Origin of the sequence: Streptomyces echinoruber (assembly GCF_014651135.1) — a bacterium.
In the GTDB taxonomy this organism is placed as follows: Bacteria; Actinomycetota; Actinomycetes; order Streptomycetales; family Streptomycetaceae; genus Streptomyces; species Streptomyces echinoruber.
The window spans coordinates 89162-105576 of record NZ_BMWH01000011.1 but is presented as its reverse complement, the minus strand read 5'-3'; the positions used below and the strand labels follow the sequence as shown (position 1 = coordinate 105576).

Here is a 16415-nt window from a genome sequence, read left to right as displayed (position 1 = left end):
CTGAGGACCTATGAGGCCACCAAGGCCGAGATCGCCAGGCGGAAGGTCCGCTCCGAGGAAGGCGCCCCTGTCGGCGACTCGGGCAAGGGCTGACGATCGGGAGGCACGGACCTCCGCGGTCGGCGGTTGCCGGGGATGGCGCGGTCGGAGCGGTGACCGTCCTGTCCTGCGGACTGCGCGTGGACCGGCTCGCGGTCTTACAGGTCTTCGTCGTCGACGGGTTCGGGTGCGCGGGTGTAGGCCAGGTCGAGGACGTAGCGTTCGGTGACGGGGCAGTTGTTCCAGGCCTGGGTGAGGTGCTCTTCGAAGGTGTCGTCGGTGGGGTGGTCGAGGGTGGTGGCGTAGTAGTCGGCCGCTGCTTGGCGGTTCTGCCACCAGGCGTGGCCTTCGTAGACGCCGGGGCGGGGCAGGGGCATTTCTCCCGCAGGACCGAGACCGAGTTGGTTGACGACGAGGATGCCGGTCTCGGACTCGATACTGATGCTCACATGCCCCTCGGCATCGGCAGGCGGGTCGGGTGGGGTGTCCCAGACGCGAATGGTGACGTCCACGTCAATATCCGGCTGGAGGCTGCACAGGTACAGGTGGTAGCCGTTGCCGGCCACCACCTGCCTGCGGGCAGTGGCCATGGCATCGGCGTCGCCGAGGTAAGCGTCCGCGTCGTAGACCTCCACGACCCGGCGGCCTGGAGTGGCCTTGCAGCTGTATTCGCCCAGAAGCGCCATCGTCGGTGGAGCCTTTCTGTCGCAGGAGTGGTCACAGGGAACCTGCGGTCACTCTTCTCTCCGTTCTCTCCGTCCGCCTGACCATGCGGTGAGTTGGCTGGATCCTGGGGCATGATCCACGTCACGCCGGTACAGCGGATGCACAGGAATCCGGCAGTCTCTCGCCCTCATGTGTCGGCAGTCCTGCGTGGCAGTCGTGGCCCCGTCGGCCGCGCGCCTCAGAAGCCGGGCGGGGAATCAGCCGGTGCAGCGTGGGCAGAGTGTTTCGTCGCCGAGCGGCCGGAACAGCATCGGTTGCAGGTGGTTTCCCGCGCACTCGCGGGCGCCTGCCAGGCGGGGGGACAGGCGGGGGACGGTCTGTTGCCGGGCGGGCCGGGTGCCCTGGGGTGGTGGGGGTGGTGCGGTCGTCGCCGCCGGTGCGGGCGGCGTCGGTGCGGCGGGCGGTGGCGGTACCTCGCGCAGCAGGTGGCGCAGGAGGCCGCCGGGGCGGCGGACGGGCGTGCCGTCGTCGGGCAGGCCGCGCAGGACGTGCAGGCGGACGGCGGCGGGCGGGTGACCGGCGGCCAGCCAGCGGGCGGTGAGCCGCGTCAACTCGGCGTGCATGGCACGGGGGATGTGCCGCAGGTCCGGGGAGAGACGCGGGAAGGCGTCGACGAGGGCGCGGGCCGCGTCGAGGTGGCGGTTGGGCGGTGCGTCCGGCGGGGTGTCCGGCAGGGGGCTCGGTGGGACGTCCGGCAGGGGGTTCGGCGGGGTGTCCTGCCCGGGGGCGGGTGCGGGCGCCGGGGGCTCCGGCGTGGGGAGTTCGGGGGGTACGGGGGGTCGGTGGGAGGTGTTTTCCCCACGGTCTTTTCCTGGAGAGCCGTCGGTGGGCGGAGGGGTCGGCTCACCGACGGCCGGAGGACGGGGACCCGGTGTGACCTGCGGCGGCGACATGCGTGCGGTGGTGGTCGTGTCCGCCGGTCCCACCGGCATCCGCGCGAGGATCTTCGCGGCCTCCGCCGCGCTCAACGGCACGCTGGAGACGAGCTGTTGGGTCACCCAGTGACCGCCGGGCCCCTGTACGCGCCGCTCGTGCACGAAGCCCTCCTCCTTGAGCTGCCGCTTGGCGCGGGTGAAGGCGCAGGCGCCGATGCGGGCGCGTTCGGCGGTACGGGAGAGTGATTCGCGCGCGCCCTCGGGGAGTGAGAGCTGCCAGGTCAGCAGGCGCACGGCGTCGGAGGACAGGCGGGGGTGCCGGATGATGTCGTGGGAGAACCGGGTGAAGGCGCGCGGGGGCGCGATATGGTGACGGTAAATCACGGTGGGAGCCCTCTACTTCCACGGTGGTTCAGGCCCTCGCAGACGGGTGCTAGCCGTCGCGGGGGCCGTTTCATGTCCTGTGCTGAGGCGACCGTAGCGCACGGAATGTGTCCGTGTGGGTGCGATGAGTGAAGAAAGCTTTTCGCGGGGGCGTTCACCCGTACGAACCAACTTGCCCTTGATCTGCCGTTGTTGACGTGCGGCCGTCCTACTCTGCGATGACGGAGACGGAGAGCGGTCGGCCGACAGCAAGGGGGCGAGGCGGCGTGGACGTGGGCGCGGACTCGGGTACGGGCGGCGTGGAGCCGGACTCCAGCGGGCAGTTCCTGCGCTGCTTCGGCCGCCAGATGAAACTGCTGCGGGAGGCCGCCGGGCTGACGCAGGCGCAGTTGGGGGAGCACGTCGGGTACGGCGAGGCGCAGATCGCGGCGGTGGAGCAGGGGCGGCGCATCCCGAAGCCGGAGCTGATCGACGCGGTGGACCGGGTGGTCGGGGCGTGTGGAGTGCTGACGGCGATGAAGGAGGAGGTGGCGAAGGCTCGGTATCCGTCGTTCTTCCGGCGGTTCGTGAGTTTGGAGGCCGAGGCTGCCGAACTGCACGCTTACGACACGCACCTGGTGAACGGCCTGTTGCAGTCCGACGAGTACATGCGTGCGGTGTTTGACCTGTGGCGGCCGTTGCTGGATCCGGAGACCATCGAGCAGCGCGTAGCCGCACGCATGGAGAGGCGGAAGCTGTTCTCCCGGCGCCCCACCCCGCTGCTGAGCTTCGTCATCGAGGAACAAGTGCTTCGGCGGCCCGTCGGAGGACGCGACGTACTCCGCGGCCAACTTGAGCAGTTGCTTCTCTACGGGCACGAACGCAACGTGGAGATCCAGGTGATGCCGACGGACCGCGACGAGCATGCGGGTCTGGGCGGTCCATTTACGTTGATCCACCTCGAAGACCAGCGCAGGATTGGGTACATGGAGGTGCAGGAGGCGAGCATCCTGTACACCGCGCCCAAGAAGGTCAGTCCCCTGGAAGCGACATACGGCGTTCTCCGAGCGCAGGCGCTCACTCCCCGGGAGTCGTTGGCCTTCATCGAGAAGCTGTTGGGAGAGCTATGAAGGCAAACAGCCCCGAGCCCGCCGACGGCCTGAGCTGGTACAAGAGCAGCTATAGCTCAGGCAGCGGCGGTCAGTGCGTGGAGGTCGCCTGGGTGAAGAGCAGCTACAGCGCGGGCAACGGAGGTGACTGCGTGGAGGTCGTCGGCGCCGGAACGGCGATGCTGATCCGCGACTCCAAGCGGCCGGAGGACGCCGTCGTCCGTGTCGGTCCCGAGTCGTGGGCCGCGTTCGTGCGGATGGCCGCGCGCGGCTGAGACGACGACGGGGGGCGGCCGGGAGGCCCGGGCGCCCCTCAGAACGCCTGCAGGTAGACCCTCGCCCGGTCGGCCTTGAGCGGCTGGACGTAGATCTCGATCCACTGCACCCGTTTGCGGCGGGCGTCGTTCACGCAGGGCGGGCACACCCCGGCCCAACGCGTCCCGGTGAGCGTTTGGGGCTCGGGCAGTCCGAGGTGGCCGAACCGCTCCCCTTCCGGGGCGAAGTCCTTCTTCTTCGCCTTCAAGGGCTCTTTCGAGTGCAGGTCTGCCGCGATGCCTTCGGCGTTCTTCTCGGTGGTGACGAAGGAGAGGAGGTAGACGTCCTCCCGCGGATTGACCTGGACGGCGCCCTTGGTCTGGGTGGCGTCCTCGGGCACCGTCACGTTCATGAATGCGCCCGCCTCGGCCGCGCCCGCATCCTTGTCCCAGTGCCAGTCCCGCCCCTCGGAGACCCGGTGCTCGTTCCCGCCCGAGCCGGAGCACGAGGTGAGAAAGAGGGCGGCTGCCAGTGCCGCAACGATGGGGGAGCCACGTCGGATCATCAGCGGTTCTCCTCGTCGCCGCGGGAGACGTCCCCGCGGTTGCCTTCGCGGCCCTGGTCCGGTGGGGTCACCGCTGCGGGCGTGGCACTGTTCAGGTCGTAGGTGCAGGTGGAACTGCTGTCCCGCATGTCGAATTCCCGGGCAAGTCCCGTCTTGTGCAGACGGCCCATCTCGGAGTCCGGTATCACCACACCCCCGGGGAACGTCGTCGACTTGCCCGCGGCCCAGTTGTACCGGTCCCAGACGTTGGCCTGGTAGTCGAGCGTGCCCGTTGATCATGCCGTCGCGCCGGGGAACTCCAAGATCCCCGGCAGAGTCAAGCCGAGTGCGGATACTCGGAGGCTCATGGTGACCGGACGGGAGCACCTCAAGACTGCGGCGGTTCAAAGGCGCGCGTACGCGCCTGGGAGCGTCGAGCGCGGTATGTCGCCGAGCCCGGTCGTGCAGGACGGCGGAGGCCGGCCGACGGCCACCACGGCCCACACCGTCCTCCCGGGACGACGGCGGCACGCGCCCGTACGCCCCGAACGGCCGGGTGAGATGGCGAGGACGGCGGGGACGGCGGGGCCCGCAGGGGCGCGCTCGGCTTCGGTCAGCCGCCGGGAAGGGTGCGGAGCCAGACCCAGGACTTCGGGCCGGGGAACCCGTCCACGGTCAGGTGCTGGTCGTAGAGGGCGTTGATCGTTCGCTGCGCGGTCTTCATGGCCGCCTGGGAATGGGAACCGAAGATGCCGTCGACGGTGTCCGTGTAGTACCCGATGTAGCGCAGCAGGCACTGCGCCTCGATGCCGGCGCTGGTGACGGAGGTCGCCGACGGAACGACGCTGTTCCCGCTGTAATGCCCGGCGTAGTACAGGCCGCCGGACATGTGGACGTTGCAGGAGTAGGCCTGGACCGAAGCCGGGCTCGCCTCGGCGCCGGGGGCGGCTGCCAAGCCGCCGCCTATGACGGCCACGGCCGCCAGAAGTGCCGACAGGGGCCTGCGACCAGCCAAGGGGGTCTCCTCTCGTGAAGGTTCGCCGGGTGTCCGAGGGGATCGGTCCCGGTGAGGGGCGGAGGGCTCGTCCGCACGAGCCGGGGCATGCTCGGTCAGTACCAGCCGGTGCACGCGGAGAAGTCGGAGCCCCCGTTCTTGGCGTAACAGGCGCGGGCTTGGATGTCCTTGTCGTTGACCATGAGGGTGTACACGTCCGAGCCGGTGCTGACGAACTCGCTGTCGTACTGGTTCTGGGTGTTCTCCACGAACGCTTCCGCTCCGACGTGCGAGTTGCGGATACGGGCCCAGGCCGCGCGACACGTCGCGCTGTACCGTAACTCGACGACGGTGCCGTCCGAGGCCGTCTTCGAACGGGCGGTGACGGCGTCGCTGTTGCAGCCGGTGCTGCTCGGGTTCTTCAGGTAGCAGCCGCCGGCGTAGCAGCTCGCGGCGTGTGCGCTCGGTGCCGCCAGGACCAGCCCCGCCAAGGACAGGGCTGCTGCGGCGGCGGTGGAAACCACTCGGTGCGCTTTCAAGGCGTCCTCCTGCGAGGGTCGGCGCCGAGGGTCGGCGCGCGGTGCTCGATGCTCGGTGAACTGGTGCCGGTCGCGGAGCCGTGACCCGGGCTCACTCATCGGCGTTTCGCTCACGCCGCTGGAAGCGGGTGGTGCGGTGGTCGGCGAGTCCGCCGGCCGCGCGGCCGGAACCCGGGAGGACGGTCCCGTTCGGGATGCCGGCGGCCGTCGCACGCCACTTGTCTGCCGATCGCCCGGTTGCCGAGGCGGCCGGTCGGCGGAAGAGCAGACGCCGGGGCTGTGACGCGCGGAAATGCACAGGCATGTCCTTCCCCCCTTCGCCCGAAGCCGCCCGGCGGGCAACGGCGCACCGCAGACGCTACAGAAGCCGCGGCCGGCCAAAGAGAGTCGTTCCGGCCAGTCTGACGCTCGGTCGGCAGCCTCATCACTATGCGTGAGTTGACGGGCCGTCGGCCGGTGCGGCGTGGGCGGAGTGCCTTGTGGACCGCGTTCGTGCGGACGGCCGCGTGCGGCTGACGTGGTGAGGGAGGAGCGGTCGGCTGCCTGATGGCCGCCCCTCCCTCATGTCACACGCCTCTGCCGAGGAGGGTTTCTGCGCCCGCCCCGGTACGGGCGCTCAGCGCGCGGTCAGCGTGAGGTCAGCGTGTGGTCAGCCCGAGCTGTTCCAGCACCCCTTCCCGGTCGGTCTGCCACCAGCCTTCGCAGATCTTCCCCTCCCGGAAGCGGTGCCAGGTCATGCCGGTCATGGACACCTCCTGGCCGCTCGCCGGGATGCCGAGGAAGTCGCCCGTGTGCCGCCCGACCCACGTCCAGCGCGTGCACACCCGGTCCTCCTGGGCGATCTGGTCGTCGATGCGGAAGGTGAAGTCGAAGGCGGTCCGCCAGTTGGCGAACACGTCGCAGGCCGCCTCGAACCCCTGGACGTCCTGCGGGTAGGACGGGTCGTGGTCCACGTAGTCGTCGGTGAGGTACTCCCGCAACCGGTCGGGCTCCGGGGCGGCGGCCACCGCGTCGAAGAAACCGCGCGCGACCGCGCAGTTGAGCTGCTCGTCCCGCACCACGTCCAGGTCGGTGAACGTGGGCATGCCGTCGCAGAGGGCCACCATCTCCCGGAAGATCCGCTCGGTCTCCGGGAGGTTGGAGTTGCGCATCGCCTCCTCGTAGGAGGGGAACTCCACGATCTCCACCAGATGCGACGCGTCCGACAGGTCCTTGCCGACCACCGCGTGCGTCGCCGTCCGCTTCCCCCGGGTCTGCGCGACCCACTCGTCCATCAGCCGGTTCAGGTCGTCGAACCGGTTCGTCCTGCAGTCGATGAGCTGTACGAAGGTCATGATGCCGCCTCCGGCCCCCCTGGGTCCGGTTCCGAACAGCACCATTCTCCGCGCCGGAGCGCCACCGCGCCTCCCGGCACCACCGCTGCTGCACCTCCTGGCATCACCCCTGCCGGACCACCGCTGCCGGGCCACTGCCGCCGGGGCGCTGCCGCCGGTGCGCTGCCGTCGGGGCGCTGCCGCCGGTGCGCTGCCGTCGGGCCACCGCCGGCGACGTCTCGGCCCGCCCCCCCGCCTACTGCGGCCCGTACTTGCGTCCGGTCCTGGATGTGATCCCGCCCAGCAGCCCCCGCGGCGCCACCTTCACCAGGCCCATCAGCGCCTTGTAGCGCGGGTCCGGAATCGACAGCGTCCGGCCCCGGGCGAAGTCCGCCAGCGCCGCCGCGACCAGCTTGTCCGCGTCCAGCCACATCCAGTTCGGGATGTTGTCCGTGCGCATCCCGGCCCGCTGGTGGAACTCGGTGCGCACGAACCCGGGGCACAGCGCCATCAGCCGCACGCCGCTGCCCGCCAGGTCCCGCGCCGCACCCTGCGTGAACTGCACGACCCACGCCTTCGACGCCCCGTACGTGCCCCGCGGCACGAAGGCCGCCACCGAGGCGACGTTGACGACACCCCCGCGGCCCCGCTCGCGCATCTGCTCCACCGCCGCCGCCGTCAGCCGCAGCACCGCCTCGCAGTGCACCTTGAGCATCCGCAGCTCGTCGGCCATCGGGACCTCCAGGAAACGGCCCTTGTTGCCGAAGCCCGCGTTGTTGACCAGCAGGTCGACGGGCTTTTTGCGGGCGCGCAGCCGGTCGGCCACCGCCTCGATGCCGTCGTCGGCCGCCAGGTCCGCGGTCAGCACCTCCACCTCGACGCCGTGCCGGTCGTGCAGGTCGGTGGCCTGCTCCCGGAGCCGCTTGGTGTCCCGCGCCACCAGCACCAGGTCGTGCCCGTCGGCCGCCAGCCGCCGCGCGAACGCGGCGCCGATACCCGCCGTCGATCCCGTAATCAGAGCCGTTGTCATGGCCCAAGAGTAGATACCGGCGGACACGCCCCACGCACCGTTCGGTCCCCTCCCGACGCGCACCGTCCGGTCCCGCTCCACGCGCACCGCTCGGCCCCGCGCGCGGTGCCGACTCGCCCCCGCGCGGTGCCGCCCCGCCCCGCGTGCGGGGCAGGACCGTGCCGTGCGGTGCGGCCGCCTCCCGCACCCCTGCACGACCGACCGACCCACCGATCGCCCGCGCTCGCGGTGCGCCGTGCCGTGCCGTCGGCTCACACGGGCGCGGCCCGCGGCGACACCGGTGCCCGTCAGTTCCCGTACGTCTCCGCGTACTTCCGCGCGTCCGCCAGGACCTCCGGATGCAGCGCCTCGCCCGCCGCCAGCAGCCGCGGCAGCAGCGAGCGGTCGGTCGTGGACGCCCGGAACTGCAGGGCGACGGTGACGTCGTGGTCCGGGCGGTGCACGATCTCGACGCGGTCGCCCGCCCGTATCTCACCCGGCACGATCACCCGTAGGTACGCCCCCGGCTTCCCCTTCTGCGTGAACCGCTTCACCCAGCCCCGCTCGCCCAGGTGCCCTTGGAAGGTGCGGCACGGGATGCGCCCGCTGGTGACCTCCAGCACCACCTCCGGGCCGATCCGCCACCGCTCGCCGATCAGCGCGCCGGAGACGTCCACCCCTTCGGTGGTGAGGTTCTCGCCGAACACGCCGTTGGCGAGCGGTCGGCCCAGCTCGCGCTCCCAGTCGTCGAGCTCCTCGCGGGCCACGGCGTACACGGCCTGGTCGTTCCCGCCGTGGTGGCGCTTCTCGCACACCGCGTCCCCGGCCAGCCCGCTCCCGCCGACCCCCTTCGGCCCGGGCGCCGCCACCCGCACCGGCCCCCGCACCGGCCGCTTGTCGATACCGGTGACGCCCTCCGGCTGGTCGGTGTACGGCACGGCGACGGGCCGGCCCACGTTCACAGAGAGAAGCTTCATGGCCGCACGCTAGGCCACGGAAGGTCAAAGTGTCGACGCATTATTCGGCGCTGCCTCCAAGTCCTACTTATGCTCGAAGGGTGATAGAGGCCCGTCATCTCCGTGTCCTGCGCGCCGTCGCCACCGCCGGCTCCTTCTCCGCGGCAGCCCGCGAACTGGGCTGCACCCAGCCCGCCGTCAGCCAGCAGATGAAGGCGCTGGAGGCGTCCGTCGGCACCCCGCTGGTCGTCCGGGCCGGCCGCGAGATACGGCTCACGCAGGCCGGCGAGGCCCTGGTGCGGCACGCCGCGGGCATCCTCGCCGGACTCACCGCCGCCGAGGAGGAGGTCGCCGCCATCGCCGGTCTGCGCGCCGGCCGGGTGCGGCTGGTCTCCTTCCCCAGCGGCAGCTCCACCCTCGTCCCCACCGCGCTCGCCGCCCTGCGCGCCGCCCACCCCGGCACCCGGGTCTCCCTGGAGGAGGCGGAACCGCCCCGCTCCGTGGCCATGCTCCGCGAGGGCGACTGCGACCTGGCGCTCGCCTTCCGCTACGAGGGGACGGCCGGCGCCGAGGAGTGGGACGACCTCGTCGTCCGCCCGCTGCTGACCGACCGGCTCGTCGCGCTGCTGCCCGAGCGTCACCGGCTGGCGCGCGGCGCCTCCCTCGCCATCGGCGACCTCGCCGACGAGCCCTGGATCGCGGGCTGCCCGCGCTGCCGCGGCCGGCTCGTCGAGGTGTGCGCCGGCGCGGGCTTCACCCCCCGCATCGACTTCGCCACCGACGACTACCCGGCGGTCGTCGGGCTCGTCGGCGCCGGTCTCGGCGTGGCCGTCCTGCCCCAGCTCGCGGTGGAGTCCGTACGGCCCCGCCGGGTGCGCGTGGTCGCGCTGGAACCGGCGGTACGGCGGCAGATCGTCGCCCTCACCCTCCCCGACCTCGCTCAGGTGCCGGCGGTGGCGGCGACCCTCGAACAGCTGACGCGGGCGGCGCAGGGGGCGGCTCGCGGGGCGGCGCCGGGGGTGGCGGGAAAAGGGGCGCGGGAGACTGCGCGGGGGGAGCAGTGAAGGGGGCGGTGCTGGGGAGAGCGGTGAAGAGGGCGAAGGGGGGCGCGGCGCGGGGAGAGGGGGACAGGGACGGCGTAGGGGGCGGCACAGGGGAGGACAGGAGGACAGGGAGCGGTGAGGAGGAGGGGGACGGCGCGGACGGGAGTGCAGACGGCAGTGCAGGGGGGCGGCGGTTCAGGGGGGTGGTGCAGGGAGCGGCGCAAACCAGAGGGCACGCGTGTGCGTGCCCGGTGATTCGCAAAAACGTTCCTTCAGTTCTTTGGTGCGGCACTCCCGCTGTGCGCCGAAGCCGACACCAGCCGGTTGCGTGCCCGTCCCAGTAGTTCCTCGCGCTCGTCCTCGGTCATCCCGCCCCACACGCCGTACGGCTCACGCACCGCGAGCGCGTGCGCCGCGCACTCCGCGCGGACCGGGCACCTCATGCAAACCTCCTTGGCCGAGTTCTCACGAGCACTTCGAGCCGCACCGCGCTCACCCTCCGGGTGAAAGAAGAGCGAACTGTCGACCCCACGGCAGGCAGCCAGGAGCTGCCAGTCCCACAGGTCCGCGTTCGGTCCGGGAAGGCGGGAGAAATCTGCCATTGCGTGACCCCTTGTAGCCGTCGTGGGCGCAAAACGGTGCAACGACCGTCTGTCTCCGGTCTAAGGAGATGAAAATATGACTCATTGCGAATCTAGCTCCTGACACCGTGAAACGGGAAGAAAAGGGTCCGAACGGGGCATAGGTTGTGATGAAAAGTTGAGAGTCCGCCGAGCGTGTCTGTGGGGTGAGGGCGCCCTCACGTAGAGTGCCGAAGATGGCACACAGCCCCGTAACTCTTTCGAGTGACCGTCGTTGAGAGGGCGAGGCGGTTGAAGAGACAAGTGCTCGGGCGGGCGTCCGAGACGGTCGACCGCACAGGTGACGATTTCGTACCAGCCTGGAGGCTCAAGGTGACGCTCATCAGCTGCGGAGGACGGCCATGACATCCGTCCTCGTCTGCGACGACTCCCCGCTTGCCCGAGAGGCGCTCCGCCGCGCGGTCGCGACCGTGCCCGGCGTCGAGCGCGTGACGACGGCGGCCAACGGCGAGGAAGTCCTCCGCCGCTGGGGCGCCGACCGCTCGGATCTCATCCTGATGGACGTGCGCATGCCCGGCCTGGGCGGCGTGGAGACCGTCCGGCGGCTGCTGTCCGCCGACCCCGGCGCGCGCATCATCATGCTCACCGTCGCCGAGGACCTCGACGGCGTGGCGCTCGCCGTCGCCGCCGGCGCCCGGGGCTACCTGCACAAGGACGCCTCCCGCGCGGAGCTGCGGGCGACGGTGACCCAGGCCCTCGCCGACCCGACCTGGCGGCTCGCCCCGCGCCGGCTGCGCTCCGCCGAGATGGGCGCCGCGCCCACGCTCACCGCGCGTGAGATCCAGGTCCTGGAGGGCATGAGCCACGGCCGCTCCAACGCCGAGATCGGCCGCGAGCTGTTCCTCTCCGAGGACACCGTCAAGACCCATGCCCGCCGGCTGTTCAAGAAGCTCGGCGCCTCGGACCGCGCGCACGCGGTGGCGCTCGGGTTCCGCTGGGGTCTGGTCCGCTAGACCGGCCGACGCCACGGGCCGCATCCGGCCGGGGGCCCCGCCGACACGGGTGAGCGGGGCCCGGCCGCCGGCTCGTGCAGAGCGCGTGCGGAGGCGGTGACGCCGCGCACACGCGTGGCCGCGTCGCAGCGGCCGGATTCGTGCGTCGTGCGTCGTGCCTCGTATGCCGGGCATCGTGTGCCGTGCGCCGTACGCCTTCACGTGACGTGCAGCGTGTGACGCGGGACCGTACGACACGACACGACGACCGTGCGGGTGCCGCGGTGGTCGCGGTGGTCGCGGGGCGCCGCACGGCGGGACACGGCCGAGGCAGGGACGCGTTCCTGCCCGTGCCGCCCCCTACCCGCTCGCCGCGGTCGGTCCCCGCGCGAGACACCCGCGCCGTAGCCGTAGCCGTAGCCGCAGTCGTGGCCGTAGCCACAGCCGTCGCCGTGAACCCGTGCTCCGGTACGCCGTCCGTGCGAGGCCGGCGCGTGCCGGGCCCCGGGGACGGGGCGGCCCGCCGGGTGCCCGCTGCTCGTTTCGCGGCGGATGCCGCATCCTTGAGGGTGTGGAGTTCTCCGGGGACGAGTCGGTCGAGCGGAAGAGGAGGGCGCAAGGGATGACAGCCGGCGCGCCTGCTCATAACGCTTCGGTGCACAACGGCGAGCACGGTGTCACCGACAGGACGCCGCCGGGGCACCATGGACCGATGCGCGAAGACGAGGGGGCTCTTCACCAGGAGACGATCGGCGCACTCGTCCACCGCGCCGTCAACGGCGACGAACAGGCGACCCACGACCTCCTCGCCCGCGTCCACCCCCTGGCGCTGCGCTACTGCCGCACCCGCCTGTCCCGGCTCCCGGGCGACGCCCGCCACTTCGTCGAGGACCTCGCCCAGGAGGTCTGCGTCGCCGTCCTGCTCGCCCTGCCGCGCTACAAGGACACCGGCCGCCCCTTCGAGGCGTTCGTCTCCGCCATCGCCGCCCACAAGGTCGCCGACCTGCAGCGGGCCGCGATGCGCCACCCCGGCTCCACCGCGGTCCCGTCCGACGAGATGCCCGAGCGCCCCGACGACTCCCTCGGCCCGGAGGAGCGGGCGCTGCTCAGCAGCGACGCGGAGTGGGCCAAGAAACTCCTGGCCAGCCTTCCGGAGCACCAGCGCGAGCTGCTGCTGCTGCGGATCGCGGTGGGTCTCACCGCCGAGGAGACGGGCCAGATGCTCGGGATGTCGCCGGGCGCCGTCCGGGTGGCCCAGCACCGGGCACTGAGCAGGTTGCGGGCCCTGGCCGAGCAGTAGGCGAGCAGGAGGGGAGAGGCCAGGGAGACCAGGAGGGGGAGGCAGGGGGCGGCCCCGGTCGCCGCGGGAATCCGGCCTTCAAATGAACAGGCGATCACCCGGTTCCGTACGAACATACGAAGCCGAAGGTCACTCGGAACCGTGGAATGAGAGAGCCATGCTTGCCGTTAGCATGGACATCTGCACCGATCAAGGCCATGTGGGGAAGGTGTCATGACTGCCAACGTCGACGGACTGCCCGAGAAATTCGCGGCACTCGGGCTGACCTACGACGACGTGCTGCTGCTGCCGGGCCCGTCGGACATGGCACCCGACGAGATCGACACCGCCTCGTACGTCTCCCGGAACGTGCGGGTCAACATCCCGCTGCTGTCGGCCGCCATGGACAAGGTGACCGAGTCCCGCATGGCGATCGCGATGGCCCGCCAGGGCGGCGTGGGCGTGCTGCACCGCAACCTGTCCATCGAGGACCAGGCCAACCAGGTCGACCTGGTGAAGCGGTCCGAGTCCGGCATGGTCACCGACCCCATCACGATCCACCCCGACGCCACGCTCGCCGAGGCGGACGCGCTGTGCGGCAAGTTCCGCATCAGCGGCGTGCCCGTCACCGACCCCGCCGGCAAGCTGCTCGGCATCGTCACCAACCGTGACATGGCCTTCGAGACCGACCGCACCCGCCGGGTGCGCGAGGTCATGACGCCGATGCCGCTGGTCACCGGCAAGGTCGGCATCTCCGGCACCGAGGCCGTGGAGCTGCTGCGCCGCCACAAGATCGAGAAGCTGCCGCTCGTCGACGACGAGGGCGTCCTCAAGGGCCTGATCACCGTCAAGGACTTCGTCAAGGCGGAGAAGTACCCGAACGCCGCCAAGGACTCCGAGGGCCGCCTCATCGTCGGTGCCGCGGTGGGCGTCGCCGGCGACGCCTTCGAGCGCGCCCAGGCCCTCATCGAGGCCGGCGTCGACTTCATCGTCGTCGACACCGCGCACGGCCACTCCCGCCTGGTCGCCGACATGGTCGCCAAGATCAAGTCGAACTCCTCGCGCGTCGACGTGATCGGCGGCAACGTCGCCACCCGCGAGGGCGCCCAGGCCCTCGTCGACGCGGGTGCCGACGGCATCAAGGTCGGCGTCGGCCCCGGCTCCATCTGCACCACGCGCGTCGTCGCCGGCGTCGGCGTGCCGCAGGTCACGGCGATCTACGAGGCCTCGCTGGCCGCCAAGGAGGCCGGCATCCCGGTCATCGGCGACGGCGGCCTGCAGTACTCCGGCGACATCGCCAAGGCCCTCGTCGCGGGCGCCGACACGGTGATGCTGGGCTCGCTGCTCGCCGGCTGCGAGGAGTCCCCGGGCGAGCTGCTGTTCATCAACGGCAAGCAGTTCAAGTCCTACCGCGGCATGGGCTCGCTCGGCGCCATGCAGTCGCGCGGCGACCGCAAGTCGTTCTCCAAGGACCGCTACTTCCAGGAGGGCGTCGCCTCCGACGAGCAGCTCATCCCCGAGGGCGTCGAGGGCCAGGTGCCCTACCGCGGCCCGCTGTCCTCCGTCGTCCACCAGCTCGTCGGCGGCCTGCGCCAGTCGATGTTCTACGTCGGCGGCAAGACGATCCCCGAGCTGAAGGCCAAGGGCCGGTTCGTGCGGATCACCTCGGCGGGCCTGAAGGAGAGCCACCCGCACGACATCCAGATGACGGTCGAGGCGCCGAACTACAGCGGCCGGAAGTGACGCGCACGCACGTACGCGCGCACGGACCACACGGACCACACGGATCACATAGATCACACGGATCACATAGATCACACGGATCACACTGACCACACGCAGCACTCGTCGGCGGCGGCCCCGGGACACTCCGGGGCAGATNNCCGGGACACTCCGGGGCCGCCGCCGACGTATCCGCCGGTGCACACCGGGAGGCGCCCGCCGCTACACCGGGAGACGCCCGCCGCGACACCGGAAGACGCCCGGCGACGGCATCGGGAAGTGCCCACTGGCGACATCGGGAGGCGCCCGCCGGCGGCACCGGAAGGCGCCCGTCGGCGATACTGGGAGACGCTGTAACGCAGACGGAAAGGCCACAGACGTGACAGAGATCGAGATCGGGCGCGGCAAGCGCGGCCGCCGGGCGTACGCGTTCGACGACATCGCCGTCGTCCCGAGCCGTCGTACGCGGGACCCGAAGGAGGTCTCGATCGCCTGGCAGATCGACGCCTACCGGTTCGAGCTGCCCTTCCTGGCCGCCCCCATGGACTCGGTCGTCTCCCCGGCCACCGCCATCCGCATCGGCGAACTCGGCGGCCTCGGCGTGCTGAACCTCGAGGGTCTGTGGACGCGGTACGAGGACCCGCAGCCGCTGCTCGACGAGATCGCCGAGCTGCCCGCCGAGAACGCCACCCGGCGCCTGCAGGAGATCTACCGCGCCCCCATCAAGGAGGAGCTGATCGGGCAGCGCATCAAGGAGGTGCGCGACTCCGGCGTGGTCACGGCCGCCGCGCTCTCCCCGCAGCGCACGGCCCAGTTCTCCAAGGCCGTCGTGGACGCGGGCGTGGACATCTTCGTCATCCGCGGCACGACCGTGTCCGCCGAGCACGTCTCGCACTCGCACGAGCCGCTGAACCTGAAGCAGTTCATCTACGAGCTCGACGTCCCCGTCATCGTCGGCGGCTGCGCCACCTACACCGCCGCCCTGCACCTGATGCGCACCGGCGCGGCCGGCGTGCTCGTCGGCTTCGGCGGCGGCGCCGCGCACACCACGCGCAACGTGCTGGGCATCCAGGTCCCCATGGCGACCGCGGTCGCGGACGTGGCCGCCGCCCGCCGCGACTACATGGACGAGTCCGGCGGCCGCTACGTGCACGTGATCGCCGACGGCGGCGTCGGCTGGTCCGGCGACCTGCCCAAGGCCATCGCCTGCGGCGCCGACGCGGTCATGATGGGCTCCCCGCTGGCCCGCGCCACGGACGCGCCCGGCCGGGGCCACCACTGGGGCATGGAGGCCGTCAACGAGGAACTGCCCCGCGGCATGAAGGTCGCCCTCGGCACGGTCGGCACGCTGGAGGAGATCCTCGTCGGCCCGTCCCACAGCCCCGACGGCTCCATGAACTTCTTCGGCGCCCTGCGGCGGGCGATGGCCACCACCGGCTACAGCGAGCTGAAGGAGTTCCAGCGGGTGGAGGTCACGGTCGCGGACTCCCAGCACCGGCGGTAGTCCCAGCGCCGGCGGTAGTCCCAGCGCCGGCGGTAGTCCCAGCGCCGGCGGTAGCCCCAGGCCGGCGGTAGTCCCGATACCGGCGGTAGTCCCACGACGGCACACGGTACAAGGGCCGGTCACCTCGGACGGGTGACCGGCCCTTGCGCTTGCCCGGGACGCATGCCCGGGACGCATGCCCGGGACGCCTGCGTGGGGGCGCGTTGCGGGGAGGGGGCGCATGGTTGCGTTCAAGGCGAACGGGGGCCGAACGGGCGTTGTGCGGCGGTAGTGTCCGTGATCGGCGGCCCAGCCCCCTGGGGCGCCCCCTTCCCAGGACACGGTCCGGGCCCCGGCCCTCGGGGCCCGGCCCGAACTCCAACGGTCCGTCCACCGGGCTACTGGGCGGCATCGCGGAAGGGGGCGCCCATGGGCCGTCACCGCAAGCCCACTCGCTGGGATCGGATCCGGCTTCGGCTGGTGAAGTGCCGGAGGAGGTGGATCTTGCGGATTTACGGTCGATGAGCGGCCACCCCTATAAGGGGTAGGGGTGGACACCCGTCATCGATCAGGAGCCCTCCGCAACATAGCCC

The 16415-nt window shown here is 71.4% G+C and carries 17 protein-coding genes; 7 read left to right on the top strand and 10 right to left on the bottom strand.

What is annotated here, in order from left to right:
* Positions 1–197: 197 nt before the first annotated feature.
* Positions 198–725 (bottom strand): hypothetical protein, encoded by a 528-nt coding sequence (locus IE225_RS15200; RefSeq protein ID WP_190058032.1) that lies wholly within the window; start codon positions 723–725, stop codon positions 198–200.
* Between the two features lie 237 nt (positions 726–962).
* Positions 963–2024, bottom strand: coding sequence for a hypothetical protein (locus IE225_RS15195; RefSeq protein ID WP_190058031.1), 1062 nt, complete (start codon positions 2022–2024; stop codon positions 963–965).
* A gap of 266 nt (positions 2025–2290) precedes the next feature.
* Between IE225_RS15195 and IE225_RS15190 the strand changes: the two genes are divergently transcribed.
* Complete coding sequence (locus IE225_RS15190; RefSeq protein WP_229879579.1) at positions 2291–3133, top strand: helix-turn-helix domain-containing protein; 843 nt, start codon at positions 2291–2293, stop codon at positions 3131–3133.
* Positions 3130–3387 carry a DUF397 domain-containing protein gene (locus IE225_RS15185; protein ID WP_190058029.1) on the top strand — a complete coding sequence of 86 codons (258 nt, stop codon included), beginning with the start codon at positions 3130–3132 and terminating at the stop codon, positions 3385–3387. Before IE225_RS15190 ends, IE225_RS15185 begins: the two co-directional genes overlap by 4 nt.
* A 38-nt stretch (positions 3388–3425) precedes the next feature.
* On the opposite strand, the gene IE225_RS15180 is transcribed toward IE225_RS15185, so the two are convergent.
* The 7 genes from IE225_RS15180 to IE225_RS15150 all read right to left on the bottom strand — a co-directional run bounded on the left by IE225_RS15180 (position 3426) and on the right by IE225_RS15150 (position 8743).
* Complete coding sequence (locus IE225_RS15180) at positions 3426–3932, bottom strand: hypothetical protein (protein WP_229879578.1); 507 nt, start codon at positions 3930–3932, stop codon at positions 3426–3428.
* Positions 3932–4060: a hypothetical protein gene (locus IE225_RS34015; RefSeq protein ID WP_373303194.1), complete on the bottom strand. Its 129-nt coding sequence runs from the start codon at positions 4058–4060 to the stop codon at positions 3932–3934. The genes IE225_RS15180 and IE225_RS34015 overlap by 1 nt, the downstream gene beginning before the upstream one ends.
* A 464-nt stretch (positions 4061–4524) precedes the next feature.
* Positions 4525–4926, bottom strand: coding sequence for a peptidoglycan-binding domain-containing protein (locus IE225_RS15170; RefSeq protein WP_190058028.1), 402 nt, complete (start codon positions 4924–4926; stop codon positions 4525–4527).
* Between the two features lie 95 nt (positions 4927–5021).
* Positions 5022–5444, bottom strand: coding sequence for a DUF2690 domain-containing protein (locus IE225_RS15165; RefSeq protein WP_190058027.1), 423 nt, complete (start codon positions 5442–5444; stop codon positions 5022–5024).
* 638 nt (positions 5445–6082) lie between these two features.
* The gene (locus tag IE225_RS15160; RefSeq protein ID WP_190058026.1) at positions 6083–6778 is read right to left on the bottom strand and encodes an ester cyclase; all 696 of its coding nucleotides are present in this window, start codon (positions 6776–6778) and stop codon (positions 6083–6085) included.
* 235 nt (positions 6779–7013) lie between these two features.
* On the bottom strand, positions 7014–7787 hold the full coding sequence (locus tag IE225_RS15155) for an SDR family NAD(P)-dependent oxidoreductase (protein WP_190058025.1): 774 nt from the start codon (positions 7785–7787) through the stop codon (positions 7014–7016).
* A 287-nt stretch (positions 7788–8074) separates the two neighbouring features.
* Complete coding sequence (locus IE225_RS15150; RefSeq protein WP_190058024.1) at positions 8075–8743, bottom strand: MOSC domain-containing protein; 669 nt, start codon at positions 8741–8743, stop codon at positions 8075–8077.
* 80 nt (positions 8744–8823) lie between these two features.
* Between IE225_RS15150 and IE225_RS15145 the strand changes: the two genes are divergently transcribed.
* Positions 8824–9786: a LysR family transcriptional regulator gene (locus IE225_RS15145; protein WP_229879577.1), complete on the top strand. Its 963-nt coding sequence runs from the start codon at positions 8824–8826 to the stop codon at positions 9784–9786.
* Between the two features lie 251 nt (positions 9787–10037).
* Here IE225_RS15145 and IE225_RS15140 read toward each other — a convergent pair whose 3' ends face one another.
* The gene (locus IE225_RS15140) at positions 10038–10367 is read right to left on the bottom strand and encodes a WhiB family transcriptional regulator (RefSeq protein WP_190058023.1); all 330 of its coding nucleotides are present in this window, start codon (positions 10365–10367) and stop codon (positions 10038–10040) included.
* A gap of 380 nt (positions 10368–10747) precedes the next feature.
* On the opposite strand from IE225_RS15140, the gene IE225_RS15135 reads away from it, so the two are divergent.
* From IE225_RS15135 to IE225_RS15120, 4 genes are all read left to right on the top strand, one after another.
* Positions 10748–11359 (top strand): response regulator transcription factor, encoded by a 612-nt coding sequence (locus tag IE225_RS15135; protein ID WP_003948568.1) that lies wholly within the window; start codon positions 10748–10750, stop codon positions 11357–11359.
* A gap of 691 nt (positions 11360–12050) precedes the next feature.
* The gene (locus IE225_RS15130; RefSeq protein ID WP_190058022.1) at positions 12051–12638 is read left to right on the top strand and encodes a sigma-70 family RNA polymerase sigma factor; all 588 of its coding nucleotides are present in this window, start codon (positions 12051–12053) and stop codon (positions 12636–12638) included.
* Positions 12639–12851: 213 nt separating this feature from the next.
* Positions 12852–14360 carry an IMP dehydrogenase gene (gene guaB / locus IE225_RS15125; RefSeq protein ID WP_190058021.1) on the top strand — a complete coding sequence of 503 codons (1509 nt, stop codon included), beginning with the start codon at positions 12852–12854 and terminating at the stop codon, positions 14358–14360.
* A 358-nt stretch (positions 14361–14718) separates the two neighbouring features.
* A complete protein-coding gene (locus tag IE225_RS15120) occupies positions 14719–15843 on the top strand; it encodes a GuaB3 family IMP dehydrogenase-related protein (protein ID WP_190058020.1) in 1125 nt (374 codons plus the stop codon).
* Positions 15844–16415: the final 572 nt, after the last annotated feature.

Bases quoted from the DNA above. Each gene is read 5' to 3' on its own strand.
- IE225_RS15200 (WP_190058032.1), bottom strand. From the start codon at position 725: ATGGCGCTTCTGGGCGAATACAGCTGCAAGGCCACTCCAGGCCGCCGG.
- IE225_RS15185 (WP_190058029.1), top strand. From the start codon at position 3,130: ATGAAGGCAAACAGCCCCGAGCCCGCCGACGGCCTGAGCTGGTACAAG.
- IE225_RS15180 (WP_229879578.1), bottom strand. From the start codon at position 3,932: ATGATCCGACGTGGCTCCCCCATCGTTGCGGCACTGGCAGCCGCCCTC.
- IE225_RS34015 (WP_373303194.1), bottom strand. From the start codon at position 4,060: ATGCGGGACAGCAGTTCCACCTGCACCTACGACCTGAACAGTGCCACG.
- IE225_RS15160 (WP_190058026.1), bottom strand. From the start codon at position 6,778: ATGACCTTCGTACAGCTCATCGACTGCAGGACGAACCGGTTCGACGAC.
- IE225_RS15155 (WP_190058025.1), bottom strand. From the start codon at position 7,787: ATGACAACGGCTCTGATTACGGGATCGACGGCGGGTATCGGCGCCGCG.
- IE225_RS15150 (WP_190058024.1), bottom strand. From the start codon at position 8,743: ATGAAGCTTCTCTCTGTGAACGTGGGCCGGCCCGTCGCCGTGCCGTAC.
- IE225_RS15140 (WP_190058023.1), bottom strand. From the start codon at position 10,367: ATGGCAGATTTCTCCCGCCTTCCCGGACCGAACGCGGACCTGTGGGAC.
- IE225_RS15135 (WP_003948568.1), top strand. From the start codon at position 10,748: ATGACATCCGTCCTCGTCTGCGACGACTCCCCGCTTGCCCGAGAGGCG.
- IE225_RS15130 (WP_190058022.1), top strand. From the start codon at position 12,051: ATGCGCGAAGACGAGGGGGCTCTTCACCAGGAGACGATCGGCGCACTC.
- guaB (WP_190058021.1), top strand. From the start codon at position 12,852: ATGACTGCCAACGTCGACGGACTGCCCGAGAAATTCGCGGCACTCGGG.